Source organism: Kitasatospora indigofera, from assembly GCF_014655955.1.
In the GTDB taxonomy this organism is placed as follows: Bacteria; Actinomycetota; Actinomycetes; order Streptomycetales; family Streptomycetaceae; genus Kitasatospora; species Kitasatospora indigofera.
In genome coordinates this window covers 104,683-129,845 of sequence record NZ_BNBO01000003.1, presented here as the reverse complement: position 1 = coordinate 129,845, position 25,163 = coordinate 104,683, and the positions used below count along the sequence as shown (strand labels likewise).

Genomic DNA, 25,163 nt, shown 5'->3' with positions numbered 1-25,163 from the left:
GTACCGCCGGTGCCGCCGGCCGTGCCCCCGGTGCCGCCGGCCGTACCGCCGGTTCCGCCCGTGCCCGGGCCTGGCCCCGTGCCCGGGCCTGGCCCCGTGCCCGGGCCCGCGCTCGTCGCGCCGGTGTCCGTCGACGGTGCCCGGGCGGAGCTGCTGCGGCAGCGGGAGGAGGCCCGGCGGGCCGAGCCGGCCGTGGCCGCGGGGATGCTGGAGGGGACGGCCCGGGAGATGGTCGCCCGGCTCGGCCGGTACGACCGGGACACCCTGACCACCTGGCGCGAGCTGGCCTGGTACCGGGACGCGGCGGGCGACCCGGCCGGCGCGCTGCACCTCCTGGGGCTGGTCGTCCCCGACCTGATGCAGGCGCTCGGGCCGGCCGACCCCGACACCCTCCAGGCCCGCTTCGAGCTGGCCGTGCTCACCGGCACCGCGGGCCACCCGCAGGCCGCCGCCCAGCAGCTGCACGCCCTGATCCCCCAGCTGGCCGCCACGCTCGGCCCCTACGACGAGCGGGTGCTGAAGGCGCAGCACGACCTGGCCCTGCAGGTCGCCGACACCGGGGACGTGCCCGGGGCCCTGCACCAGCTGAGGCTGCTGGTGCCGCTGGTGCAGCAGATGCTGGGCGAGGGGCATCCGCTGCTCGGTGAGGTCCGGCTGGACCTCGGCCGCTACGCCGAGCTCTGGGGCCTGACCCCGGCCGGCCGGGCCACCGGGCTGGGCTGGGTCGAGGCGGTGGCGATGGTCCACCGGCTGCTGGTCTGGGACTTCGAGACCGACCAGGAGGCCGACGCCAGCCTGCGCGAACTCGAACGACGCACCGGGACCAAGGACTTGATGGACCGGATCTTCCTCGCTCCGGAGCACCTCACGGCCGAGCAGGTGGCCGCCGCGGCCTTCGGCGTGCCGGGAGGAGCCCCGCCGATGACGCCGCCCCCGCTCGCCGCCTACTGACGGCCCGAGGCGGCCGCGGCCGCCAGGTCGCCCGCGCCCTGCCGGATTGCGGGGCCCGGCGGCGGTCCGGGGTCGGCGCCGGCCAGGTCGCGCAGGATGGCCCGGGCGGCCGCGTCGTTCTGGCGGAAGCCGGGCGAGTCGGTGCGCGGCCGGGCGAAGGCGGCGGCCGCCCGCAGGCTGGTGTGCGGGCCGAGCGCGGTGCGCCGCGGGTGCGGGGCGCCGCCGAGCGACGGGTCCAGGATGCGGCTGTCCGCGGGCGAGATGGTCAGCAGGCCCGATCGGTGGGTGTGCTCCGCGTCGTCGACCACCTCCTCGGCGATCCGGCCGTCCCGGTGCAGCTGCCGCAGCACCGGGTCCCGGGTGCGGCCCAGGTCGTGCTTGGGGAGGTAGCCCTCCACCAGGGCGGTGGCGGTGACGGTGTGCCCGGGCACGGTCGGGCTGCTCGCGCGGAAGGTGCCGGTGGCCTCGTCCGCCTCGACCCGGATGCCGGCCCCCAGGAAGCGCACCACCCCGGCCTCCGAGAGGGCGAGCAGCTGGCGCAGCCGGAACCCCGGCGGGCCGGAGGCGAGGTAGCTGAAGAAGCCGAACCACCACTCGTCCAGCTCCTCGCCCACCGCCCGTGCGGTGAGCCGTCCGGAGGCCATCACCCGGGGCAGCTGGCCGAAGAGCGACAGCAGGGCGAGGAAGGCGCCGAGGTCGGCGCTGTGCGCCGGATCGGCGCGGCGGTCGGCGTCCTCGGTGATGTAGGCGCGCAGGTGCCGCTGGAGGGCCTCGGGGGAGTCGAGCTCCAGCCCGGCCAGCGGGTGGTCCAGGCGTTCGAAGTCCAGCCGGTCGGCGGGGTCGGGGACGGCGGCCGCGGTCAGCCGGGCCAGGGTGGGCGAGTACCAGTCGAGCCGCTCGTAGGCGGCGAGGAAGTCCGCCCAGCTCACCGTGGTGCGCTCGGGGTGGGCGTGGAACAGCTCGTGGTAGTGCCCGAAGCCGATCTCCTTGGCCATCAACGGCCAGAAGTCCCGGCGGAGTTCGAGTGGTCCCGGCCGGGCCAGGACGTCGTCCACCGCGGCCCGGTCGAAGAACCGGGGGAGCGGGGCGGGCGGGCCCTGCAGCCGGTAGTCGGTCTTGGAGTGGTACGGCACGCCGCGCCGCGAGCCGACGTGGATCACCGGCTCCCGGCCGGACGGGTGGTAGACCAGGCCGGCGCCGGTCTCCTCGAAGCGCCCGCCGCGGCCCTCGGTGAGCATCGACGTCAGGTCGACGAAGGCGAGGCCGAACCCGCGCAGGATCAGGTGTTCGCCGGGGGCCACCGGCGACAGGTCGGCGTCGGCGGAGTAGGCCGGGGCCAGGTGGAACCGGCCGTGCCGGGCGGCGAACCGGGCCATCGGCGCGTGGCGCGGGTCGGGGGCGGAGTCCAGGTGGCCGATGGTGAGGGCGACGTGGTCGGCGCTCAGGGTGCGGCCGGTGAGCCGGACCAGCTGCGGCCCGTCGGCCGGGCCGGTCAGCTCCTGGGCGGTGTCGCGGTGCAGGCTCACCGTGACGTGCGGCGGCAGGTCGGCCACCGCACGGCGCAACACCCAGTCCAGGTAGGCGCTCTGGGCCCGGCGGGTGGGGAAGTCGGTCGGCGCCAGGGAGCGCAGCTCCGCCCGGACGTCCGGGTCGTCCGGCTCCCGGTAGGGCGCGAACTCCTCGCTGCGGGCGGCCCATTCGGCCAGCGACGGCCCCGGCCGGACCGGCCCCTCGATGGTCGAGCGCTCGTCGGTGAACATCGTGACGTCCTCGGCCATCGAGTTCATCCGCAGCAGCGGCGACTGCTCGTACCGCCAGATCCGCCCGGCGCCCGGCGGGTAGGGGTCCACCAGGTGGATGTGCAACGGCCTTTCGGCGGGCAGGAGTTCGGCCGCGTTGGCGGCTATCCGCTCCAGCAGGCCGGTGCCCCGCGGCCCGGCGCCGACGATCACCAGGGTGCTCACCGGACCTCCCCGGGGGCGTCCACGCGTCCCTGCAGCCGGCGCAGGCCGGCCCGGGCCCGCTGCAGCGGGGTCGGCGGCAGGCCCTCGCGGGTCGAGCCGCGGGCGTAGTGGCGCTCGACGTAGTACTGCCCGGCCGACAGCACGGTGGTGACCACCAGGTACCAGATGGTGGCGACCACCAGCATCGGGATCACCTGGTACGTCTGGTTGTAGACCAGCTGGACGGAGTAGAGCAGGTCGGAGACGGCCAGCACGCTCACGATGCTGGTGCCCTTCAGGGCGCTGATCAGCATGTTGCCGGCGGTCGGCACGATCGAGCGCATGGCCTGCGGGATGACGATCCGGCGCAGCACCCGGCCCCGGCCGAGCCCGAGCGCCTGCGCGGCCTCCAGCTGCCCCCGGTCGACGGAGAGGATGCCCCCGCGCACCACCTCGGCGGCGTAGGCGGCCTCCAGCAGGGTCAGGCCGATCACCGCGGTGAGGGTCGGGCCGAGCAGGTTGACCGTCCGGAAGGTGATGAACTCCGGGCCGAACGGGATGCCCAGGCCCAGGGTCGGGTAGAGCGCGCCGATGTTGAAGAAGAACAGCAGCTGGACCAGGGGCGGGGTGGAGCGGAAGAGCCAGATGTAGCCCCAGCTGAGGGTGCGGAGCACCGGGTTGGCGGAGAGCCGCATGGTGGCCAGCACGGTGCCGAGCACGAACCCGAGGGAGAGGGTGGCGGCGGTCAGCCAGAGGGTGAGGACGAGCCCGTCCAGGACCGAGGTGGAGGTGAAGTACGCGGCCACCACGTCCCATTGGAACGCCTTGTTGCGGATCACCGAGTTCACGGCCATGGCGAGCAGCAGCAGCGCGGCCGCCGCGGACACCCACTGCCAGGGGCGCCGGCGGGCGACCACCGGGGCGTCGGCCGGCGGGTCGGTGAGGACGGCCGTGCCGGGGGTGCCCGGGGTGCCGGCCGTGGCGTCGGGAGCCCCGGCGGGCGTCTCCGGTGCGGCGGCGGGACGGGTGTCCGGGGCCGGCGGTGCGGCCGGGGTCTTGCTGAGCGGGGGCGGTCCGGACGGGGGCAGGACGTCCTGCGGCGTGGCCATGAGGCGGGCTCCAGGCGGGGAGGTGCGGGCAGGCGGGCGTCGTCACGTCTTGCCGTCGCGCGTACCGCGTCCCTCAACGCGGCCGGCGTGCACTCACTCCGGATGGATCGTACGTGTGCACGATCGGTCGCTGTCAAGGGCAATGTCGTGGCACATCGTCAGAACCTTTACCCGGAAGCCGGATTGTGGAGGAATCGCGATCGTTCCGAGTGCGACCCCGGCCGAGGTCCGCCCGGGTCCCGCCGTCGGCGCGACCCGGATCGGCCGGGAGGCGGGGAATGGACGGTGGTTGACGAACTCCACCATTCACTGCTCAACTTGCCCCATGTACGCCGAGCAGCCCCTGGTCACCCGCGACCACATCGACTTCGGTCGGGTGTGGTCCGCGGCGTGTTGCGGCTGACCCGGCAGCGGGCCCTCTGACCGGCCCTTCTCTCTCTTCGGAGACCCCTCCCTCGGTGCCCCGACGCGGGCCGGGAAGCCGTCCGTAGCCGACGGTTCACAAGGCGCACGCTGCCGCCTCCTCACTCCAGTCCCACCCCCGTCACGCGTTGCCGCCGTTTCCGCAGGCCGTCCCGCCCGCTCCCCGCCGCACCCACGACAGCCGCCATCCCGCCAGCCGGGCCCGCGCCCTGGGCCGCTCCCGTCCTCCCGCCGCTCCCGCCAGACCGCTCCCGCCTGCCCCAACGCGTCGCCGGCCCCGGCCACGCGGTGCCCCGTCGTACCCGGATCCGCCCCCGGACCCGTCCGCACAGTCCGCGAACCTCCTTGCGCGCCATGGGTGCTGGGGTTCGCACCGCCCCACCGCGGCCACCCCCGCAGAGAACGAAAGGTCAGCACCATGCCCGTCGAATTCCTCGGTATCGCCGCCACCGGAGACGGTTCGGAGACCACGCCCCGGACCACCGCCGCCTTCGACCGCGACTACACCCTGCGCCTGGCCCGGGCCCACGAGGACAACGGCTGGGACCGCGTCCTGTTCGCCTACGCCGCCGGTGCCCCGGACCCGGCGCCGGCCGCCGCGTACATCGCCGCGAGGCTCGACCGGCTGCAGATCCTGCTCGCCCACCGGCCGAACGTCTCCTACCCGACCTTCGCCGCCAAGACCTTCGCCACCCTCGACCGGATCAGCGACGGCCGGCTCACCGTGCACTTCATCACCGGCGGCAACGACCACGAGCAGCAGCGCGAGGGCGACTTCCTGACCAAGGACCAGCGCTACGACCGGACCCGCGAGTACATCCGGATCGTCAAGCAGGCCTGGACCAGCCAGGAGGCCTTCGACCACGAGGGCGAGTACTACCGCTTCAACGACTTCGTCTCCGACGTCTTCCCCGTCCAGTCGCCGCGCCCGGGCGTCTCCTTCGGCGGCAGCTCGCCCGCCGCCTACGCGGCCGGCGGGGCCGAGGCGGACATCTACTGCCTCTGGGGCGAGCCGCTGGCGCAGACCGCCGAGCAGATCGAGACGGTGCGGGCCGCCGCCCGCGCCGCCGGGCGCACCGACCTGCCGCGGATCCAGGTCGCCTTCCGGCCGATCATCGCGCCGACCGAGGAGCTGGCCTGGGAGAAGGCCTACCGGACGGTCGACGCCATCCAGGAGCGCCGGCGCTCCGGCGCGTTCGCCCGCCGGCAGCCGGCCGGCGCCCCCGGCAGCGCCCCGGCACCGGAGAACACCGGCTCCCAGCGGCTGCTCGCGATCGCCGAGGCCGGCGAGCGCTACGACCGCGCCCTGTGGACGCCGACCGCCGCCGCTACCGGCGGGGCGGGCAACTCCAACGCGCTGGTCGGCACCCCGGAGACGGTCGCGCAGGCCCTGCTCGACTACTACGACCTGGGCGTGGACATCCTCTCCGCGCGCGGCTACGCCCTGCTCGACGACGCCGTCGACTTCGGCCGGTACGTCATCCCGATCGTCCGCGAGGAGGTGGCCAAGCGCGATGCGGAGAAGGCCGCCCGGCTGGAGCGGGCCGAGCGGGACCGGCACCAGCTGATCGCGGTCCAGGCATGAGAGCCGCGGCCGGCGGCCCGGGCCGCCGCCGGCCCCGACCGCCGGCCCGGGAACCCGCGCACCCGCTCCGCCGTACCTCCCCGGCCCCCTGCCCGGACTCCCGCTGCCCGGACACCAGCCCGACCGCCCGCCCGACTTACCGCCCGACTGACCTCCTGATCTCCGGACTTCACCGAAAGGCGCCATCCCTGTGAGAGCCACCAACCGCCGACGCGGCCTGCTCGCCGCCACCGCCCTGCTCCCGGTGCTGGCCCTGAGCGCCTGCGGCTCCGACCCGGCCGCCCCGGCGAAGCCGGCCGCCGCCGCCGCCGGGATCGCGCCCGACCAGGACGTCGTGTCCGCGGTGGCCAAGGTCGACAGCATCGCCGCGCTGCTGCCGGAGGAGATCCGCAAGGCGGGCACCGTCAAGGTCGGCAGCGCGATCGGCACCCCGCCGACCGCGTACTACCCGGACCAGGCGACCAAGAAGCCGGCCGGCATCGACATCGACTTCACCGACGCCGTCGGCAAGGTGCTCGGGGTCGCGGTCGAGCGCGAGGACGCGAAGTTCGAGACCATCCTGCCCGCCCTGGACAGCGGCAAGTACGACTTCGGCACCGGCAACTTCGGCGTCACCACGGCCCGGCTGAAGACCATCGACTTCGTCACCTACATCGACGACGGCCAGGGCTTCGCGGTCAAGAAGGACAACACCACCGTCCAGGCGGTGACCGAGGTCGGCCAGCTCTGCGGGCTGACCGTCGGGGTCGGGGCCGGCACCACCTTCGAGACCACGCTCAACAGCAAGAAGAACGTCTGCGCCGACGCGGGCAAGAAGCCGTACGAGGTGAAGGCCTTCTCCGACAACGGCGCCATCCTCACCGGCCTGCAGCAGGGCCGGATCGACATCGTGATGTCGACCATCAACGGCCTGCGGTACCAGGCCGCCCAGGAGAGCGCCGGGACGAAGTTCCTCGGCGAGTTCCACCGGCTGGACGTCGGGTTCGCCTTCAAGAAGGGCTCCGCGCTGACGCCCGCCTTCCAGGGCGCGGTCAACCAGCTGATCAAGGACGGCACCTACGACCGGATCCTGAAGAAGTGGGGGGTCGCCGACTCCGCGATCAAGGAATCCCTGATCAGCCCGCCCGAGCACCCGTGATCCCGTGTCAGCGCTTCGGAGGAATCCCCCCATGACCGCCACCACCGGCACCGCGTCCGGCACCGGGAGAACCGGGGACCCGGGTACGCCCGCGGAGCCCGGCACGCCCGCAGAACCCGTCACCGCGGCCGGCCCCGGGCCCGCCGCGGAGCACATCGACGCCGCCGGGGCCGGCGCCGCGCCCGTCCTCGTCCGCAAGGAGCCGCCCGCAACGGCCGTCCTCGAACGCGAGGAGAAGCCCGCCGGGTCGCCGGACGACCCGGAGAACCTGCGGATCGTCCCGGCCCGCCACCCCTGGCGCTGGGCGGCCGGCGTCCTCGCCCTCGTCGTGCTGGCCCAGTTCGTCCACGGCCTGGCCACCAACCCCGGCTGGGACTGGCCCACCTTCCGGGCCTTCTTCAGCACCACCACGATCCTGCGCTCCGTCTGGATCACCCTCCAACTGACCTTCTACGGAACGGCCCTGGGCTTCCTGCTGGGTGCGGGGGTGGCCGCCCTGCGGCTCTCCCGCAGCCCGATCCTGCAGACCATCGGCTGGGCGTACATCTGGGCCTTCCGGTCCATCCCGCTGATCGTCCAGCTGGTGTTCTGGTTCAACCTCTCCTACCTCTACAAGCGCCTCGGGGTGGGCATCCCGTTCGGGCCGACCGTGTGGTCCTTCGACACCATCGGCGTTCTCGGCGCGATGGGCGCCGCCGTGCTCGGCCTCGCCCTGCACCAGGCCGCGTACGCCGCCGAGATCATCCGCGGCGGCATCATCGCCGTCGACGGGGGCCAGCTGGAGGCCGCCTCCGCGCTGGGCATCCCCCGGTTCCGGCAGGCCTGGCGGATCGTCCTGCCGCAGGCCATGCGGGGGATCCTGCCGGCCGCCGCCAACGAGGTCATCTCGCTGTTCAAGGGCACCTCGATCGTCTACGTGATGGCGATCGGCGAACTCTTCTACCAGGTCCAGGTGATCTACGGCCGCACCGGCCGGGTGGTGCCGCTGCTGATGGTCGCCACCGTCTGGTACATCCTGCTGACCACGCTGCTCTCGATCGGCCAGTACTACGTCGAGCGCTACTTCGCCCGGGGCGCGCAGCGCACCCCGCCGCCCACCCCGCTGCAGCGGGCCCGCGGCTTCGTCCGGAACATCCAGGCCACCCGGCGCACCCCGCCGGCCGGCCGCCCCGCGCCGTCCCTCGGAGGCCGCTCATGACCACGACCACCAGCGACGCCATGGTGCAGGTCCGGGGCGTGCACAAGCGCTTCGGCGCCCTGGAGGTGCTGCGCGGCGTCGACCTGGTCGTCCCGGCCGGCTCGGTGACGGTGGTGCTCGGGCCGTCCGGCTCGGGCAAGTCCACCCTGCTGCGCGCCATCAACCACCTGGAGAAGGTCGACCGCGGCTTCGTGGCGATCGACGGGGAGCTGATCGGCTACCGGCGCTCGGGCGGCAAGCTGCACGAGTTGAAGGAACGCGAGGTGCTGCGCCAGCGCACCGGCATCGGCTTCGTGTTCCAGAACTTCAACCTCTTCCCGCACCTGACGGTGCTGGAGAACATCGTCGAGGCGCCGGTGAGCGCGCTGCGGCAGCCGAAGGCCGAGGCCCGCCGGGCCGCGCTGGCGCTGCTCGCCCGGGTGGGCCTGTCGGACAAGGCGGACGCCTACCCGCGCCAGCTGTCCGGGGGGCAGCAGCAGCGGGTGGCGATCGCCCGGGCGCTCGCGCTGGAGCCCAAGGTGCTGCTGTTCGACGAGCCGACCTCGGCGCTCGACCCGGAGCTGGTCGGCGAGGTGCTCGACGTGATCAAGGACCTGGCGCGCACCGGCACCACCATGATCGTGGTGACGCACGAGATCGGCTTCGCCCGCGAGGTGGCCGACACGGTGGTCTTCATGGACGGCGGGCTGGTCGTCGAGCAGGGCCCGCCCGCCGCGGTGCTGGACGACCCGCAGCACGAGCGCACCCGCGCCTTCCTCTCCAAGGTCCTGTAGGCCCCGGCCCCTCCGGCCCTGCTCCCTCCGGCCCTGCTCCCGCAGGTCCTGGCCCGCTGGATCCCGGTCCGTCGGCCCTTCGTCCGGCCGGCCCTGCCCGGGGCCGGCCGGACCGGCCCCGGACCTCCCCCGACCGCGCCGCCAGGACCCGGCCCGCCCCGGGCCCCGAAAACCCTGCCCTCGTAAGGAGTTCCGCCATGTCCCTGCCCCGCCGCGCCCTGTTGGCCGCCGCCCCGCTCGCCGCCCTCCTCACCCTGTCCGCCTGCGGCAGTTCCCCGGGCGCGGCCGCCGACCTCGCCGCGCCCAAGGGGACGGCCGCCCCGAACGGCGTCTCGGTGAACCTCACGCCGGAGCAGAACCGGGTCACCACGCCGAAGGTGGACGCCATCGCGGCGCTCGTCCCGGAGGAGATCAGAAAGAAGGGCACCCTGTCGGTCGTCGAATCGCTGGTCACCGTGCCGCCGCTGGCCTTCTACGCCAACGACGACAAGACCGTCATCGGCGTCGAGCCGGACGTCGCCTCCCTGGTCGGCAACGTGCTCGGCCTGAAGGTCGAGTTCAGCCCCGTCTCCTGGGAGAACATCTTCGTCGGCCTGGACAGCGGCAAGTACGACGTCGGGTTCAGCAACATCACCGTCACCGAGGCGCGCAAGGAGAAGTACGACTTCGCCACCTACCGGCTGGACATCCTCGGCTTCGAGGCCAAGAAGGGCGGCAGCTGGAAGGTCACCGGGCCCAAGGACGTGGCCGGCCACACCATCGCCGTCACCTCCGGCACCAACCAGGAGAAGCTGCTGGTCTCCTGGAACGAGGAGAACGTCAAGGCCGGTCTCAAGCCGGTGGACATCAAGTACTACCAGAACTCCACCGACTACTACCTGGCGCTGTCCTCCGGCCGGATCGACGCCTACCTCGGCCCCAACCCGACCGCGGCCTTCCACGCCGTCCAGACCGGCGAGACCGAGGTGATCGGCACCTACTCGGGTGGCGGCGCCGACGTCCTCGGCAAGATCGCGGCGACCACCAAGAAGGACAACGGGCTGGTGAAGGCCCTCAACCAGGCCCTGGACGAGATCATCAAGAACGGTACCTACGGGCAGGCGCTGAAGCGCTGGGGCCTGGACAACGAGGGCGTGAAGGCCTCCGAGATCAACCCGCCCGGGCTGCCCAAGGTCGCCCCCTAGGGCGGGTGCGAGGCCCGGGCGCGAGGCCCGGCGGACGGGGGCGACGGACGGGTGCGCGGGGCCGGTGCGGCCGGCCGGGCGCATCCGGCCGGGCGGCGGGTCGCGACCCGTCCGCCGCCCGCCGGGCCGCCCCCACCGCTATCGTGAAACTCGTTCGAATCGGGCGGAGTTGGGGGCGGTCATGCAGGTCGGGGACGTACTGGACAGTCGCTACCGAATGGTGCGCAGGATCGGCCGCGGCGGCTTCGGGGTGGTCTGGGAGGCCTTCGACGCCAAGGTCGGACGCCCGGTCGCGGTCAAGGTGATCTCCGAGGAGAACGCCGCCGACGAGCGGGAGGTGCGGCGCTTCGTCGCCGAGGCCCGTACCGTCGGCAATCTCCCGCACCCGCACATCGTGACCCTCTACGACCTGGGGGAGGTCCGGGACGGCGGCTTCGCCACCCACTACCTGGTGATGGAGCTGGTGCGGGGCCGTTCGCTGGCGGAGGTCCTCAAGGACGGCGTGCCGGAGCGGGGGCTCGCCCTGCGCTGGGCCGGGCAGGTCTGCGGCGCGCTGGACGCGGCCCACCGCGCGGGCGTGGTGCACCGCGACATCAAGCCCGAGAACATCATGATCACCGTGGACGACGAGGCCAAGGTCCTGGACTTCGGCATCGCCCGCCTGGAGACCCAGGCGGCCGGTCTCACCAGCACCGGCAGTGTGATCGGCAGCCCGCACTACCTGTCGCCCGAGCGCTGGTCGGGCGGGGCGGTGGACGGCCGCGCCGACCTCTACGCGCTCGGCTGCGTGCTCTACCAGCTCTGCTCCGGCCAGAAGCCGTTCCGGGCCGACAACGCCGTCACCCTGATGTACCAGCACCTCAACGAGACGCCCGCGGCTCCGCCCGGTGCGGGCCCCGAACTCGCGGCGCTGATCCTCCAGTTGCTCGCCAAGGATCCGGCCGGCCGGCCCGCCGACGCGGCCGAGGTCCGCCGCCGGCTGGTGGCGGTCGAGGCCGGGCCGGCGCCGGCCGGTCCGAGCCCGGAGGAGCTGCGGGAGCGGGCCGACCAGGCCTGGGCGCGCGGCGCCGACGGGAACGCCGGCGAGGCCGTCCAGCTGCTGCGGCAGGTGCTGCCCGAGTTCGCCAGGGTCTGCGGCCCGGCCGATCCGCGCACCCTGCGGACCTGCCACGACCTCGCGCTCTGGCTCGCCCGCTCCGGTGAACTGCTGCTCGCCGTCGACCTGTTGCGCGAGCTGGCGGCGCCGCCGGCCGGAGCGCCGGGGGCCGGCCCGACCGGTCCGGACGCGCGGGCCGACGCCGCCCGCGACCTGGCCCGCTGGGAGCGCGAACTCGCCCGCCGCGGCCCGGTCGGCGGTGCGGCGGCCGGTGGAGCGGCGGAGTCCGGCCGGGGAGCCGGCGGCGGCACGTCCGCCCTCGGTACCGTCCTGCTCGGTGCCGCGCCGCCCCGCGGCCCGCGGCACGGCTGACCCGCCGGCGGCGCCGTCCCGCCGCCTCACCAGTCCTGCGGGATCCGCTCCAGCACACCCTCGCCGAAGACTTCGTACAGCGGCAGCGTCTCCAGGTGGACGTACCCGATGTGGCAGTCGCAGACGGCCAGTTCGCAAGGCCGCGGGCCGAGCGCGGCGCGGTAGGAGCCGTCGTACAGGTTGCCCAGTTCGGTGCGGACGAAGTGGCAGCGCCGGACGGTGCCCGCGCCGTCCACCGAGATCACCGTGCGGCCCGTCCGGCAGGGCCGCCCGCCGCTCGGGTGCGGGGTGCGGCTGTACGCGAAGAGCGGGTCGAGGGCGGTCCAGCGGGCCGCCTCCGGGTCGGTGTAGGTGCGCCCCTCGGCCGCGTTGACCCACAGGTAGACCTCGGGCGGCAGCTCCGCGCGCAGCCGGCGGGCCGGCTCCAGGTGCTCGGGCTCGCCGACCACGCCCACGCTGTAGCGCACGCCCAGCGCGGTGAGCTCCCGGCACTTCGCCAGGAACCGCTCGTGGGTGACCTCGCCCGGGTGGTACGTCGCCCAGAGCGCGAGGGTGCCGAGGTCGGCGTCGGCCAGCCAGTCGGTGCGGAAGCTGAGGTTGGTCTGGATCGCCACCCGCCGCACGTGCGGCAGCCGGCTCAGCCGGGCCAGCGTCTCGCGGTACCAGGAGCGGACCAGCCCCTCGCCCCACGGGGTGAACAGCAGCGAGAGGGTGTCGCCGCGCTGACCGGTGGCCCAGCCGGCGAACCGCTCCAGCGCGGCCCGGTCGGCGCGCAGCTGGTCGGGGGTGTCCCGCCGCTTGCCGAAGGGGCAGTAGGGGCAGTCGTAGTCGCAGGAGGCCAGCGGGCCCCGGTACAGGATCGTCAGGTCCAGGGGCGCGGAGGCGGGCGGGCCGGGTGCGGGGGCGCCCCGGTCGGCCGGCGGCCGGAAGGCCGGCATGCCGAGGTCGGCCGGCGGACGGGACCGGGGCATGCCCGGGCCGGCCGGCGGGTGCCCGCTCACTTCGCCTCGTAGGCGGCCATCAGGTCGCGCACGGCGGGGGAGAAGAGGTCCGGGCCGACGGCGTCCGAGTGGGCCAGGCCCTCGGGGGTGAGCCGGAGCCGGCCGGGGGCGTCGGCGAGCCGGCCGGCCGCCCGCAGCGCGGCCAGCTCGGCGGCGAAGTCGTCCGTCACGGCGGTGCCGAACCGCCGCCGGTAGTCGGTGAGGTCCAGCCCCTCGGCCTGCAGCAGGGACTGCACCAGGTGGCGCCGGCGGGCCTCCCCGCCGTCCATCCGGTGGCCGTACTCGGCATGCCCGAAGTCGGTGGTGGAGACGTAGTCGTCGATGATCGAGCGGACCTGGGTGGCGTCCACCGCGTAGTCGAAGGAGTAGTGCAGGCCCGCGGTGTAGGAGCGGGAGCCGCAGCCCAGGCCCACCATGCCGTCGCTCTGGCAGCTGTACTCGTCGGTGCCGGCCTGGGGCGAGCCGGCCCGGCGGAACATCCGCATCGAGACCTGCTGGTAGCCCTGCCCGAGCAGGTGGTCCCGGCCCGTGCGGTAGAGCGTGAGGCGCTGCTCGTCCCAGGCCCGCGAGCCGTGCTCGCCGGCCCGCCGGCCGAGGCCGGTCAGCGGGCGCACGTACAGCGGGTAGAGGTACAGCTCCTCGGGCTGCCAGGCGAGGGCGGCGTCCAGCGAGCGCAGCCAGCTCGCGGGGGTCTGGCCCTCGATGCCGTAAATCAGGTCGATGTTGAGGACGGGGAAGCCGGCGGCGCGGATCCGGCCGAGCGCCGCCTCGACCGCGGCGCGCTTCTGCGGGCGGACGGCCGACTTCGCCTCCTCGTCCAGGAAGGACTGCACGCCCAGGCTGAGCCGGGTGGTGCCGCGGGCGGCGAGCACCTCCAGGCGGTCGGCGGTGGCGGTGTCCGGCGAGGCCTCCACCGAGAGCGGGACCGCCCTCAGGTCGGCGCCCATCCGCTGCTCGGCGATGTCGCACAGGCGCTCCAGCTCGGCGGCGCTCAGGTACGTCGGGGTGCCGCCGCCGAAGGCCGCGAGGGCGAACCGGGCGTCCTCGTCCAGGGCTCCGCGCACCGCGTCGGCCTGTCGCTCCAGCGCGTCCAGGTAGGCGGTGGTCAGGCCCTCGGGGCTGCCGATCCGGGTGAACAGGTTGCAGAAGCCGCAGCGCACCTCGCAGAACGGTATGTGCAGGTAGAGCGAGAGCGCGTGCTGCGGCTCGCCGGCCCACAGGTCGCGCAGCGCGGGCCGGTCCGGCAGCCGGCGGTAGGCCGTCTTGTGCGGGTAGGCGTAGACGTAGCTGCGGTAGGGGGAGTCCGCCGAGGGGACGCCGGTCAGCAGCGGCAGGGCGGTGGTCATCGGGGCTGCGTCTCCTGGGCGGTGCTGGGCAGGTGCCGGCCGGGGGCGGGCGGCTCCTGGGCGGTGCGGGGCAGGGTGAAGTGCGCGTACGGGACGGTCCAGACCACCTCGTGGCCGATCCGGTGGCCGGTGTAGCCGTCCTCGCCGTACGCCGTGCCGTGGTCGGAGCAGACGACGGCGAAGCACGGCCGGCGCCGGCTCATCGCGGCGAACAGCCGCCCGATGTGCCGGTCGACGTACTCCAGGGCGGCGGCGTGGCTGGCCCGGCTGTCGCCGTGCTCCCGGGTGGCGCCGGGCAGGTGGAACCAGTTCGGCTGGTGCAGGGCGGCCACGTTGACGAAGAGGAAGAGCGGCTGCCCGGCGGGCTGCCCGGCCGCGACCTCCTCGGCGCGGGCCACCTGCGCCTCGAAGGAGACCGGCGAGGGGACGCCGAACTCGGGCTCCCAGTGGCTCTCCTGGAACATCCCCGGCAGCACCGAGCCGAGCGGGCCCTGCTTGTTGAAGAAGCCCACGCCGCCGATGCAGACCGTCCGGTACCCGGCCGCGGCGAGTGCGGAGGGGAGGTCCGGGGTGTCGAAGACCCAGGTGCGCGGCTCGGTGGTCTCGGAGCCCGCGAAGCGGGCGGCGAACAGCCGTGGGTGCGGGCCGTCCGGGCTCGCCGGGGTCGGCAGGAATCCCGCCAGGATGGCCTGGTGGGCGGCGTAGGTGAAGCTGCCGGGGGAGTGCCGGCGCTCCCAGCGCCCGCCGGGCAGGACGGCCGCCAGGTGCGGGATGCGGCCGGCCTCGGCGAGCTCCCGGGCGACGTCGAAGCGGAGCGTGTCGAGGGTGACCAGCAGCAGGTCGTGACTGCCGACGACCTCGTTCATGTCGGGTGCCGGGGGCACGGCGTTCATCTCGGGTGCCGGGGGCACGGCCGGGGCCGGGGACGGGACGGGGTGGTTCACGGGGTGGCTCCATGGCCTGCGGCCGGGACGGCGGTACGGGGCGGGGCGGTGTCGGGGGACGGCCCGGCGCCTGCGGCCGGGCCCGGGAGGCCGGCGCCCGGGAGGTCAGTGGCCTGGAGGTCGGCGCCCGGGAGGCCAGTGATCGGGAGGCCGGCGCCTCCCGCGAGCACCGCGGCGAGCTGGGCCGCGTAGGTGTCGAGCCCTTCGGCGGGCCCGCCGGGCAGGCCGGTGAGACCGGGCAGCAGGTCGCCGAAGGCGTTCACCTCGCCGACCAGGTAGCGCCGCCAGTCGGCACCGGGCAGCACGTCCACGCCGGCGGCCGGGGAGCCGGGGAAGCACGCGGCCGCCCGCTCGGCGGTCTCCAGCAGGGCGGCCCAGTGCGGGCCGGCCGCCTCGCGGACCAGCCCGGTGTCGCCCCGGGCGCCGCCGAGATGGAGGTTGGTCATCGGGCCGGTGCTGGTGCGCACCACCAGGTGGGTGGCCCGGCCGGCGATCACCACCACCCGCAGGTCGGCCGCCCGGCCGCGCTGGGCGGACTTCGGGATCCAGCGCTCCACGTGCAGGCCGTCGGGCGCCAGCCGGTCCACGATCGCCGCGATCTCGTCCTCCTGCCGGTAGCTGCGCACCCGCAGGGAGTTGTGCAGCTCGCCGTCCCGCCAGGACACCGAGGTGGTGGCCGAGACCCGGCCGCGCGGGCCGAACTCCAGGGCCAGCACCCCGGACGCGGAGGAGCCGTGGGCGGGTTTGACGAAGACCCGGCGCAGGCCCGCCGCCGCCAGCCGCCCCTTGAGGTCCGCCCAGCCGGCGACCGGCCCCGCCGACTGGTCGAGCGCCGGCGGGACGGGCACGCCCGCGCCCGCCAGCAGCCGGTGGGTGCGGCGCTTGTCGAACATCACCGCGATCTCGGCCGGGTCGGCCAGCAGCCGCGCCCCGGGGGCGGCCCGGACCGCCCGGCCGACCCCCGTCAGCGCGGCGGTGAACCCGGCGTACCAGGCGGCCGTGCCCTCCACCCGGGTCGGCGCGTACCCCGGGCCGAGCGCGGCGCCGCGCAGCAGCCGGTCCACCGCCTCGTCCTCGCCGGGGGAGTCCACCCGCAGCAGCGTGCCCGGCTCGATCGCGTACCCGCCGCGCAGCACGTCCGACCAGGGCAGCACGGCGGGTTCGGGCAGCCCGGCGGCCCGGACGGCGGCGGCGAACAGCGTCACCCGCCGGTGGCCGGGGTTGCCCAGCACGGTGAGCCGCGGGGCGGTCGGGTCGGTGGCCGGGGCCGGTGTCATGGGCGGGCGTCGTCCGTCGGTCCTCCGGTGGGCTGACGGGTCACTCGCCGTTGGCGACGTACGGCCGGTCGTCGTCGAGGTTCTGGGTCTGGGAGAGGTCCAGCGCCGTGCCGGCCGCGCCCAGGGTGTCCTCCAGGCGCTGCCGCATCTCCTCGGAGAGGTAGTGGTGGTGCAGGTCGAGGGCGGTGAGGTGGGTGAGCGGCTGGCCGGCCAGCAGGGCGGCCGCGCCCTGGTCGCCCAGCGTGCCGAGGGCCAGGCTGAGCGTCGACAGCTGGGCCACCACCGGGGCGCCGGCCAGGGCGGCGGCCAGCTGGTCGCTGAGGTCGCTGTTCTCCAGCCCGAGGTGGCGCAGGGCGGGCAGCCGGGAGCCGTCGAGCAGCGGTGCGAGGTCCTCGACGGTGCTGTCCGCGCCGTACCACTCGGTGCCGAGCCAGAGTTCGAGCCGCTCCAGGGCGGGCAGCTCGCAGGCGCCGATCGCCTGCGCGACCGTGCCGGAGAGGCCGCCGGACTCGAAGCGCAGGGTCCGCAGGTGCTCGTGCCGCAGCGGCCGCAGGTACGGCGGCGGGACTTCGCCGTACGTCGAGTACGCACCGCGGGCGACCAGCTCCTCCAGCCGCGGGTAGGCCTCCAGCAGCGGGGTGAGGTCGGCCGGCTGGATCCAGGAGATCTCGTTCTCCTCGTACGTCACCTCGCCGAGGAACAGGCCCCGCAGTGCGGGCAGCCGCCCGGCGCTGCGCACGATCAGCGCCAGCGTCTCGGTGAGCGGGTCCATGCCGTCGTCGCCCCACCAGGAGCCGATCACCAGGGCCCGGACCTCGGTGCCGTCGACGGCGGCGAGGAAGGACTCCCAGAGCTCTTCGAAGCTCCCGTCCGCGTCGTAGTCCAGGTGGAGGCGCCAGGCGACCTCGCCGGCGGGGGGCAGCGGCTTGCCGTCGGCCAGCGCGGCCTCCACGTTGAACACGGGCAGGCCGTGGAATTCCTCGATGTGCCGGCCGATCGCCATGGCGCGTCTCCTCGGGCTGGAAGGGGGCTGACCCCTGTCTACCAGGTGCCGCCGACAGCCCTTCCGGGTGGTCCGCCCGGGCGGCGCCCGGGGCCCGTTGTCGTACCCCGCCCGTAGCGTCTGCCGTGTCGTCAAGAGGGCAGCGAGTACGGGGAGGCGCCGTGTACCGGCAGGGTGATGTGCTGATCGTTCCGGTGGAGGAGGAGGCGCTCCCGCAGCGGGTGGCCGGACTGTCCGGGCAGCCGCGGGACGCGCGCGGCCGGCTGGTGCTGGCGCTGGGCGAGGTGACCGGCCACGCGCACGCGGTGGTCGGCCCCGGTGAACTCCGCCGGGAGCCCGGCCCGTTCGCCGCCGCCTGGCTGCACCTGCCGGAGGGCGGCCGGGTGGTGCACGAGGAGCACGCCGTGATCCCGCTGCCCAAGGGCTGGTACCGGGTGGTCCGCCAGCGCGAGTACCTGCCGGGCGCCGTCCGCGTCGTGGCCGACTGAGACCGGCCGCGCACCGCCGGCCCACCCCCCCCGTACGCAGGAATCAGGAGCAGGACGATGACCCAGCAGACCGACCGGCCCGGCCGGGCCCCCGCCACCTTGCCGGCCGACCCCGCCCGGGTGGCCGCCGACTGGCGCCGGGCCGCCGTCGCCACCGCGCCCGCCGCCGACGCCCCGCGCGAGCGGGCGGCGGCCGAGCAGGCGGTCCGGGCCGCCTACCGGGCCGCCGGGCTCGCCGGACCGGCGGCCGTGGTCCGGCTGGACTCGCCGTTGCAGGCGCTCGCCGCCGCGCTGGTCCTCGGCGGCGGCGAGCAGGCCGTGCTGGCGGGGCCGGGCGCCGCGCCGGCCGCCCCGGTGTTCGAGGCCGCCCGTGCGCGGCTGGCCGCCGCCGGGGTGGTGCCGGCGGCGGGCGCGGCCGGGCCGAGCGTCCGCGAGCTGGTCCGCACGGCGCCCTGGGAGCGGGCCCGCCGGCTGGTGCACGAGCGGCTCGGCGGGGCCGGCTGGGCCCGGCTCTGGGCGCTGACCGGCGGCGAGCTGTGGCCGCAGACCCAGGCCCTGACCGGGCGGATCGAGGGCGTGCTCACCGACCGGCTGGCCCCCGAGGCCGGGGACGGCGCCGACGGCGCCGCGCGCAGGCGGGCCACCGCGGCCGTCCGCACCGTCCGGTCGGCCCTGCTGGACGCCGTGCTCGGGCAGCACGACGCGCCCTGGCTGTCGGCCTTCGACGCGGCCGGCCCAGGCTTCGACGGTGACCTCGCCGAGCTGGCGGGCCTCGCCGCGGCCGCCCGGCACGCCGGCTGGTGGTGGCCGTACGAACGGGTCGCGCTGGTCGCCGCCCGCCCGACCACGCTGCACCGGGACGAGGCTGGCCGGCTCGACCGCGCGGACGGCCCGGCGCTCGCCTACCCCGACGGGTTCGCCCTGCACGCCTGGCGCGGCATGCCGGTGCCCGAGGACTTCCTGGCCGGGCTGGGCGGCCTGACCCCCGAGCGGATCCGCGAGGAGGAGAACGCCGAGCTGCGCCGCGTCATGCTGGAGCACTACGGCTACGACCGCTACCTCGCCGACTCCGGCGCCGAGCCGCTGCACCGCGACGAGGCCGGCGTGCTCTGGCGGATCCAGCTGCCGGACGACGAGCCGGTGGTGATGGTCGAGGTGGTCAACTCGACGGCCGAGCCGGACGGCACCTTCCGGACGTACTGGCTCCGGGTGCCGCCGGCCACCCGGACGGCGCGGGCCGGGGTGGCCTGGACCTTCGGCGTCGCCGAGCAGGACTACCGCCCCGAGCGGGAGACCTGAGCCCGCCGCGGGGCCGCCCGGGGGAGGTCGCTGCCCGGCCGCCACGGCCGCCCCGAACACCGCGAGGCCCGGCCGCGCGAGGCCCGGGCAGCCTTGTCAACCGTACGGGCGACCTATTCGAGGGTCCGGGCACTTGGAGGAATTGATAGGAATTCGCCGACCCCGGCAGTCTGGTTCGCAGGTGGCAGCGGTTGATATACCTCGGATGCATAGACCGGGTGAGCTGTGCGGCCTGCCCGGTGAGATGCGACGAACCAGGTGGTGACGGTCATATGAAGCTCCTCCGTGTCGGCCTCCCCGGCGCTGAGCGCCCGGTCGTACTGGGCCAGGACGGCACCGCGTACGACCTCTCGGGCCGGACGCCCGACATCGACGGCGCCTTCCTCGCCGGGCTGGACCCGGCCGAGCTGGCCCGGGCGGTGGCCGGCGGCGCGCTGCCGGTGACCGACATCGCCGGCCAGCGGGTCGGGGCGCCGCTGGCGCGCCCGGGCAAGGTCGTCGGCATCGGCCTGAACTACCGCGACCACGCCGCCGAGGCGGGGGCGCAGATCCCCACCGAGCCGGTGGTGTTCCTCAAGCCGGCCAACACCGTGGTCGGCGCCTACGACGAGGTGCTGGTGCCGCGTGGCAGCGAGAAGACCGACTACGAGGCCGAACTGGCCATCGTGATCGGCCGGACCGGTCGCTACCTGGAGACCCACCGGGACGCGGCGGCGGTCATCGCCGGCTACACGGTGGCCAACGACGTCACCGAGCGGGCCTTCCAGTTCGAGCGCGGCGGGCAGTGGGACAAGGGCAAGTCGGCGGAGACCTTCACGCCGCTCGGGCCCTGGCTGGTGACCGCCGACGAGGTGGAGGACCCGCAGCGGCTGCCGGTGCGGACCTGGGTCAACGGCGACCTGCGGCAGAACGGCTCCACCGCCGAGATGATCTTCCCGGTGCTGGAGATCGTCCGCTACCTCACCCACTTCATGGTGCTGGAGCCCGGCGACGTGATCGTCACCGGCACCCCGGCCGGCGTCACGCTCGGGCACCCGGGGACGCCGTTCCTGCAGCCCGGCGACGTGGTCGAGATCGAGATCGACGGCCTGGGCCGCCAGCGGCAGGTGCTCGGCAAGGCCTGACCGCCGGGCCCGTGACCGCGACCCCGACCCCGGGCACGGGGGTCGGGGCCACCCTCCGCCGGCCGCCTCATGCGGGTCCACCATCCTCGCCGTTGCGCCGTTGCGCCGTTGCGCCGGACCGCCGCCCGCCGGCTCGGCCCGAGGCCTCAGCCCGACGCCGTCCCGGCCTGCTCCGCCACCCCGCTCCGCGCCGTCAGCAGGGCCCCCAGATGCCCCGCCAGCGCCGCCGCCGGCCCGTCCGGCCGCTCCAGCGCCAGCAGCCCGTCCAGCACCTGCGCGGTCTGCGGGTCGTGCAGCGCCGAGGCCGCGCTCATCGCGACGAACTGGTCCACCAGCCAGTCGCGCAGTTCCGCCGGCGGGATCTGCCGCCCCTCGTCCAGCCAGGTCAGCGAAGCACCCTCGACCACCGAGATCCAGGACCGGACCAGCATCGTCACCCGCGGGCCGGCCTGGCGCACGCCGAGATGCCGCAGCGTCCGGCGCAGCGCCGTCCGCCGGACTTCGTCCACGATCGCCGAGGTCCGCGCCGTCTCCACCACCGACCCGCCGCGCAGCAGCGCCCCGTAGCCGGCGTGGTGCTCGGCGACGAAGTCGAAGTAGTGGTCCAGCACGGTGGCCAGCTGCTCGGTCGGGGTGCCCTCCTTCGGCACCTTGAACCGGCTGCTCAGCTCCTCCGCCGCACTGCGCAGCGCCGCCTCGTACAACTGCTGCTTGCCGCCCGCGAAGTAGCGGTACACCAGCGGGCGCGAGGCGCCGGCGGCCTCGGCGACGTCGTCGAGGGTGACCTCCTCGGGCGGCCGGGAGGCGAACAGCTCCAGGGCGACGGCGATGAGTTGCTCGCGGCGCTGCTGCACCGGCAGCCGCCGGTAGCCGGCGCGCCGGGGGCGGGCCTCGGCGGAGGACGGGTCGGGCGCTGAGCTGGCTTCCATGGCCGCCAGCGTAGTGGCGGACCGTCCGATCCGACCCGGTGCGGAGGGCCCGGTTCCGGCATCCGGCACGCACGGCCGCTGCCCGTGCCGAGTTGGGCCCCGGGGCGCCGGACGATGCCCGAAGAGGGTTGCATTCGGCCCCGGCTGCGACAGGATGTCCAGATGGTTGAAGAACTGATCAACTCTCACGAAGGCGGCACCACCCCCCGCCGCATCGCGGACTCCTATGTCCAGGCCCTCGCCGAGCTCGACCCGCTGACCGCGGTCTATCTCGGCCTCAACCCCGACGACGACAGGCTGCCGGACCTCTCCCCGGCCGGCGACCGCGAGATCGCCGAACTCGGCCGCCGCACCCTCGCCCGGCTCGACGCCGCGGAGGCCGCCGGCGCCTCCCAGGACGAGGCCGAGCGCCGCTGCGCCCGGCTGCTGCGCGAGCGGCTGACGGCCGAACTGGCCGTCCACGAGGCGGGCGAGAACCTGCGGGCGGTGCGCAACCTCGGCTCGCCCGTGCACAACGTGCGGGAGGTCTTCACGCTGATGGCCACCGCCACCGCGGAGGACTGGGAGCTGGTCGGCCGCCGGCTGGCCCGGGTGCCGGTGGCGCTCGCCCAGTACCGGGAGACCCTGGAGGAGGGCGTCGCGCGCGGTCTCCTCTCGGGCCCGCGCCAGGTCACCACGGTGGTCGGCCAGTTCGGCGAGTGGCTGGACCCGGCGACCCCCGGCGGCTGGTTCGGCGAGTTCGTGCAGGCGGCCCCGGAGGAGCAGCGGGCCACCCTGACCGGGATCGCGGTGGCGGCGGCCGACGCGCTGGCCACGCTGCGCGACTGGCTGCGCGACGTCTACGGCCCGGCCGCGGCCGCGGCGCCGGACACCGTCGGCCGGGAGCGGTACGCCCGCTGGGTCCGCTACTGGACCGGCTCCGACCTCGACCTGGACGAGGCGTACGGCTGGGCGTGGCAGCAGTTCCACGAGCTGGCGGCCCAGATGCGGGCCGAGGCGGAGAAGGTGCGGCCCGGTTCGACGCCGATGCAGGCGATGAAGTGGCTGGAGACCGACGGCCCGTCGATCAAGGGCGAGGAGGCGGCCCGCGAGTACCTCCAGGGGCTGATGGACCAGGCGATCGCCGACCTCCAGGGCACCCACTTCGACCTGGCCGAGCCGGTCACCCGGGTCGAGTCCCGGCTGGCCCCGGCCGGCAGCGCCGCCGCGCCGTACTACACCGCGCCGTCGCTGGACTTCACCCGGCCGGGCCGGACCTGGCTGCCGACGCTGGGCCGGGAGGCCTTCCCGGTCTGGGACCTGGTCTCCACCTGGTACCACGAGGGCGTGCCGGGCCACCACCTGCAGCTCGCGCAGTGGAACTACGTCGCCGACCGGCTCTCGACCTACCAGGTCAGCCTGGGCGGGGTGAGCGCCAACCTGGAGGGCTGGGCGCTGTACGCCGAGCGCCTGATGGACGAGCTCGGCTACCTGACCGACCCGGGCCACCGGCTGGGCTACCTCAACGCCCAGATGATGCGGGCGCTGCGGGTGATCGTCGACATCGGCATGCACGTCGGCCTCGACTTCCCCGCCGACTCGCCGTACAAGCCGGGCGAGCCGGTGCTGCCGGACGACGCCCGGGAGTTCTTCGGGCAGTACTGCGGGCTGCCGGCGGAGTTCCTGGACAGCGAGCTGGTCCGTTACCTGGGCCTGCCCGGCCAGGCGATCGGCTACAAGCTCGGCGAGCGGGCCTGGCTGCGCGGGCGGGAGGCGGCCAAGGCGGCGCACGAGGCCCGCGGCGAGGCCTTCGACCTCAAGGCCTGGCACATGGCGGCGCTCTCGCAGGGCTCGCTCGGCCTGGACGACCTGGTGGCCGAACTCACCGCCCTGTAGGCGGGGCCGCGCGGCCGGTGGGAGCCCGGGCCGGGCTCCCACCGGGGCCGGGCAGGGCTCCTGCCGGGGGCCGGGCAGGCCGCTGGTCGTACGTCCCTGGTCCCGGGGCCGGTCCCGGGACCGGGCCGGTGACCGGTCCCGGAGACGGAGGTGGTTTAGCCGAGCTGGGCCTTAAGTCCCATTTCGGAACATTTGGTCACATTTTTCCTTGCCAATCGGCCGTCCGAGAGTTTGCCTGGAAGACGACTGCGTGTCCTCTCCGAACCCTCCGGAAGGCTCTCCCAGTGTCTTCGCAACCTCCCCCCGGCGGTCGTACGGCGGACTCCCGCCGCTGGTGGGCGCTGGCCGTGATAGCCGTCGCCCAGCTGATGATCGTCCTCGACATCACCATCGTGAACATCGCGCTCCCGTCGGCCCAGGCCGACCTCGGCATCAGCGACGCGGACCGCCAGTGGGTCATCACGGCCTACACCCTGGCCTTCGGCGGGCTCCTGCTGCTCGGCGGCCGGCTCGGCGACCTCTTCGGCCGAAAACGGGTCTTCGTGATCGGCCTGCTGGGCTTCGCGGCGGCCTCCGCGCTCGGCGGCGGCGCCACCGGACCCACCATGCTGTTCGCGGCCCGCGCCCTCCAGGGCGCCTTCGGAGCACTGCTCGCGCCGTCCGCGCTGGGCCTGCTCTCGACCACCTTCTCCGATCCCAAGGAACGCAGCACGGCCTTCGGCATCTTCGGTGCCATCGCCGGCGGCGGCGCGGCGATCGGCCTGATCTCCGGCGGTCTGCTGACCGAGTACCTGAACTGGCGCTGGTGCCTGTTCGTCAACACCCCGATCGCCATCGTCACCGCGATCGCCGCGTTCTACCTCCTCGTCCCCGACCACATCGCCAAGGGCCGCCGGGTGAAGCTGGACCTGCCGGGCGCCTTCCTGGGCTGCGGCGGTCTGCTCGCCATCGTGTACGGCACCTCCGAGGCCGTGAACCGCGGCTGGGGCGACTGGCTGGTGCTCGGCTCGCTGTGCCTGGGCGTCCTGATGCTGCTGGTCTTCGTGCTGGTGGAGAAGCGCAACCCGCACGCACTGCTGCCGCTGCACATCGTCGCCGAGCGCAACCGTGGCGGCGGGGCCCTGTCGGTGGGCCTGGCCATGATCGGCATGTTCGGCGTGTTCCTGTTCCTCACCTACTACCTCCAGGTCATCAAGGGGTACTCGCCGGTGATGACCGGCGTCGCGTTCCTGCCGATGACCGGGGCGATCGTGCTCAGCTCGACCGGCATCGCCGCGCGGCTGATGACCAGGGTGCCGTCGCGCAACCTGATCGCCACCGGCCTGCTGCTGGCCGCCGGCGGCCTGGCCGTGCTGACCCAGATCACCGTCACCAGCGCCTACGTGGCCACCGTGCTGCCGGGCGAGCTGTTGCTCGGCTTCGGCATGGGCATGGTGTTCATGCCCTCGATGAGCCTGGCCACCCTGAACGTCGCACCCCGCGAGACGGGCGCGGCGGCGGCGACCATCAACTCCGCCCAGCAGGTGGGCGGCTCCTTCGGCACGGCGCTGCTGAACACCATCGCGGCGAGCGTCACGGCGACCTACCTCGCCTCCCGCGCCGCCGGCGACCCGCTGGTCCAGGCCCAGGGCGCGGTGCACGGCTACGCGGTGGCCACCACGGTCGCGATGGTCATCCTGCTGGCGGCCGCCCTGATCGCGTTCCTGATGATCAACCACCGGCCGGCGCCGGGCGAGGCCACCGGCGGCGCCCCCGCCGGGCCTCCTGCCGAGGCGGACGCCGCCGCGGCGGCCGGCCGGCAGTCGCAGCCGGACCCGCACGTCGCCCGGGCGGCGAACCCGGAGGCGGCCCGGTCGCGCGCGGACGCGCCGGCGGCCGACTCCCCGGCGGCGGGCTCCCGACGGCCCGACACCCTGAACCCCGACCCGCTCAGATCGGAATCCTGAGATCCGGACCGACCGGCCGAGGCCTGCGGGCCCGGGGCGCGAGCCCCGGGCCCGTTCGGTGCCCGCGGGCGCCGGCCCGGGCCGCCCGCAGGACACCGCTTGAAAGTTGCAGAAAGATATTGCATGCGCCTCGCCCGGCTGCTTGACTCCTGCTGCGGA

General features: G+C 74.9%; 20 protein-coding genes. 12 read left to right on the top strand and 8 right to left on the bottom strand.

The window, feature by feature from the left end; translation table 11 throughout:
• Positions 1-123: 123 nt before the first annotated feature.
• A complete protein-coding gene (locus tag IE329_RS04355; protein WP_190209445.1) occupies positions 124-951 on the top strand; it encodes a hypothetical protein in 828 nt (275 codons plus the stop codon).
• Here IE329_RS04355 and IE329_RS04350 read toward each other — a convergent pair.
• Both IE329_RS04350 and IE329_RS04345 read right to left on the bottom strand, forming a co-directional pair.
• Positions 945-2,915, bottom strand: a complete 1,971-nt coding sequence (locus tag IE329_RS04350) for an FAD/NAD(P)-binding protein (RefSeq protein WP_190209444.1) — start codon at positions 2,913-2,915, stop codon at positions 945-947. The genes IE329_RS04355 and IE329_RS04350 overlap by 7 nt on opposite strands.
• A complete protein-coding gene (locus tag IE329_RS04345; protein ID WP_190209443.1) occupies positions 2,912-4,003 on the bottom strand; it encodes an amino acid ABC transporter permease in 1,092 nt (363 codons plus the stop codon). Before IE329_RS04345 ends, IE329_RS04350 begins: the two co-directional genes overlap by 4 nt.
• 841 nt (positions 4,004-4,844) lie before the next feature.
• Here IE329_RS04345 and IE329_RS04340 point away from each other — a divergent pair.
• The 6 genes from IE329_RS04340 (at position 4,845) to IE329_RS04315 (ending at position 11,772) form a co-directional block, all read left to right on the top strand.
• Complete coding sequence (locus IE329_RS04340) at positions 4,845-6,011, top strand: LLM class flavin-dependent oxidoreductase (RefSeq protein ID WP_190209442.1); 1,167 nt, start codon at positions 4,845-4,847, stop codon at positions 6,009-6,011.
• 190 nt (positions 6,012-6,201) lie between these two features.
• Positions 6,202-7,149 carry an ABC transporter substrate-binding protein gene (locus tag IE329_RS04335; protein ID WP_190209441.1) on the top strand — a complete coding sequence of 316 codons (948 nt, stop codon included), beginning with the start codon at positions 6,202-6,204 and terminating at the stop codon, positions 7,147-7,149.
• 31 nt (positions 7,150-7,180) lie between these two features.
• On the top strand, positions 7,181-8,347 hold the full coding sequence (locus IE329_RS04330) for an amino acid ABC transporter permease (protein WP_190209440.1): 1,167 nt from the start codon (positions 7,181-7,183) through the stop codon (positions 8,345-8,347).
• The gene (locus IE329_RS04325) at positions 8,344-9,120 is read left to right on the top strand and encodes an amino acid ABC transporter ATP-binding protein (protein WP_308438332.1); all 777 of its coding nucleotides are present in this window, start codon (positions 8,344-8,346) and stop codon (positions 9,118-9,120) included. Before IE329_RS04330 ends, IE329_RS04325 begins: the two co-directional genes overlap by 4 nt.
• A gap of 197 nt (positions 9,121-9,317) precedes the next feature.
• Positions 9,318-10,304, top strand: coding sequence for an ABC transporter substrate-binding protein (locus IE329_RS04320; protein WP_190209439.1), 987 nt, complete (start codon positions 9,318-9,320; stop codon positions 10,302-10,304).
• 217 nt (positions 10,305-10,521) lie between these two features.
• Positions 10,522-11,772 (top strand): serine/threonine-protein kinase, encoded by a 1,251-nt coding sequence (locus tag IE329_RS04315; RefSeq protein WP_190209438.1) that lies wholly within the window; start codon positions 10,522-10,524, stop codon positions 11,770-11,772.
• A 26-nt stretch (positions 11,773-11,798) separates the two neighbouring features.
• Here the strand turns inward: IE329_RS04315 and IE329_RS04310 are convergent, their stop codons facing one another.
• The 5 genes from IE329_RS04310 to IE329_RS04290 form a co-directional block, all read right to left on the bottom strand.
• Complete coding sequence (locus IE329_RS04310; RefSeq protein ID WP_190209587.1) at positions 11,799-12,644, bottom strand: STM4011 family radical SAM protein; 846 nt, start codon at positions 12,642-12,644, stop codon at positions 11,799-11,801.
• A gap of 125 nt (positions 12,645-12,769) precedes the next feature.
• Complete coding sequence (locus tag IE329_RS04305; protein WP_190209437.1) at positions 12,770-14,119, bottom strand: STM4012 family radical SAM protein; 1,350 nt, start codon at positions 14,117-14,119, stop codon at positions 12,770-12,772.
• On the bottom strand, positions 14,116-14,985 hold the full coding sequence (locus IE329_RS04300; protein WP_190209586.1) for an STM4013/SEN3800 family hydrolase: 870 nt from the start codon (positions 14,983-14,985) through the stop codon (positions 14,116-14,118). Before IE329_RS04300 ends, IE329_RS04305 begins: the two co-directional genes overlap by 4 nt.
• Positions 14,986-15,059: 74 nt before the next feature.
• A complete protein-coding gene (locus tag IE329_RS04295) occupies positions 15,060-16,340 on the bottom strand; it encodes an STM4014 family protein (RefSeq protein WP_190209436.1) in 1,281 nt (426 codons plus the stop codon).
• A gap of 40 nt (positions 16,341-16,380) precedes the next feature.
• Positions 16,381-17,343: an STM4015 family protein gene (locus tag IE329_RS04290; RefSeq protein WP_190209435.1), complete on the bottom strand. Its 963-nt coding sequence runs from the start codon at positions 17,341-17,343 to the stop codon at positions 16,381-16,383.
• A gap of 161 nt (positions 17,344-17,504) precedes the next feature.
• Here IE329_RS04290 and IE329_RS04285 point away from each other — a divergent pair, with 161 nt between their 5' ends.
• From IE329_RS04285 to IE329_RS04275, 3 genes are all read left to right on the top strand, one after another.
• A complete protein-coding gene (locus tag IE329_RS04285) occupies positions 17,505-17,831 on the top strand; it encodes a hypothetical protein (RefSeq protein WP_190209434.1) in 327 nt (108 codons plus the stop codon).
• Between the two features lie 57 nt (positions 17,832-17,888).
• Positions 17,889-19,130 (top strand): DUF6745 domain-containing protein, encoded by a 1,242-nt coding sequence (locus IE329_RS04280; protein ID WP_229927159.1) that lies wholly within the window; start codon positions 17,889-17,891, stop codon positions 19,128-19,130.
• A gap of 272 nt (positions 19,131-19,402) precedes the next feature.
• Positions 19,403-20,254 carry a fumarylacetoacetate hydrolase family protein gene (locus IE329_RS04275; protein WP_190209433.1) on the top strand — a complete coding sequence of 284 codons (852 nt, stop codon included), beginning with the start codon at positions 19,403-19,405 and terminating at the stop codon, positions 20,252-20,254.
• A gap of 146 nt (positions 20,255-20,400) precedes the next feature.
• Here IE329_RS04275 and IE329_RS04270 read toward each other — a convergent pair whose 3' ends face one another.
• Entirely contained in the window at positions 20,401-21,183 is a 783-nt protein-coding gene (locus tag IE329_RS04270; RefSeq protein ID WP_190209432.1) for a TetR/AcrR family transcriptional regulator, read from the bottom strand.
• A gap of 162 nt (positions 21,184-21,345) precedes the next feature.
• Here IE329_RS04270 and IE329_RS04265 point away from each other — a divergent pair, with 162 nt between their 5' ends.
• Complete coding sequence (locus IE329_RS04265; RefSeq protein ID WP_190209431.1) at positions 21,346-23,058, top strand: DUF885 domain-containing protein; 1,713 nt, start codon at positions 21,346-21,348, stop codon at positions 23,056-23,058.
• Between the two features lie 368 nt (positions 23,059-23,426).
• Entirely contained in the window at positions 23,427-25,004 is a 1,578-nt protein-coding gene (locus IE329_RS04260; protein ID WP_190209584.1) for an MFS transporter, read from the top strand.
• The last annotated feature ends 159 nt before the right edge of the window (positions 25,005-25,163 follow it).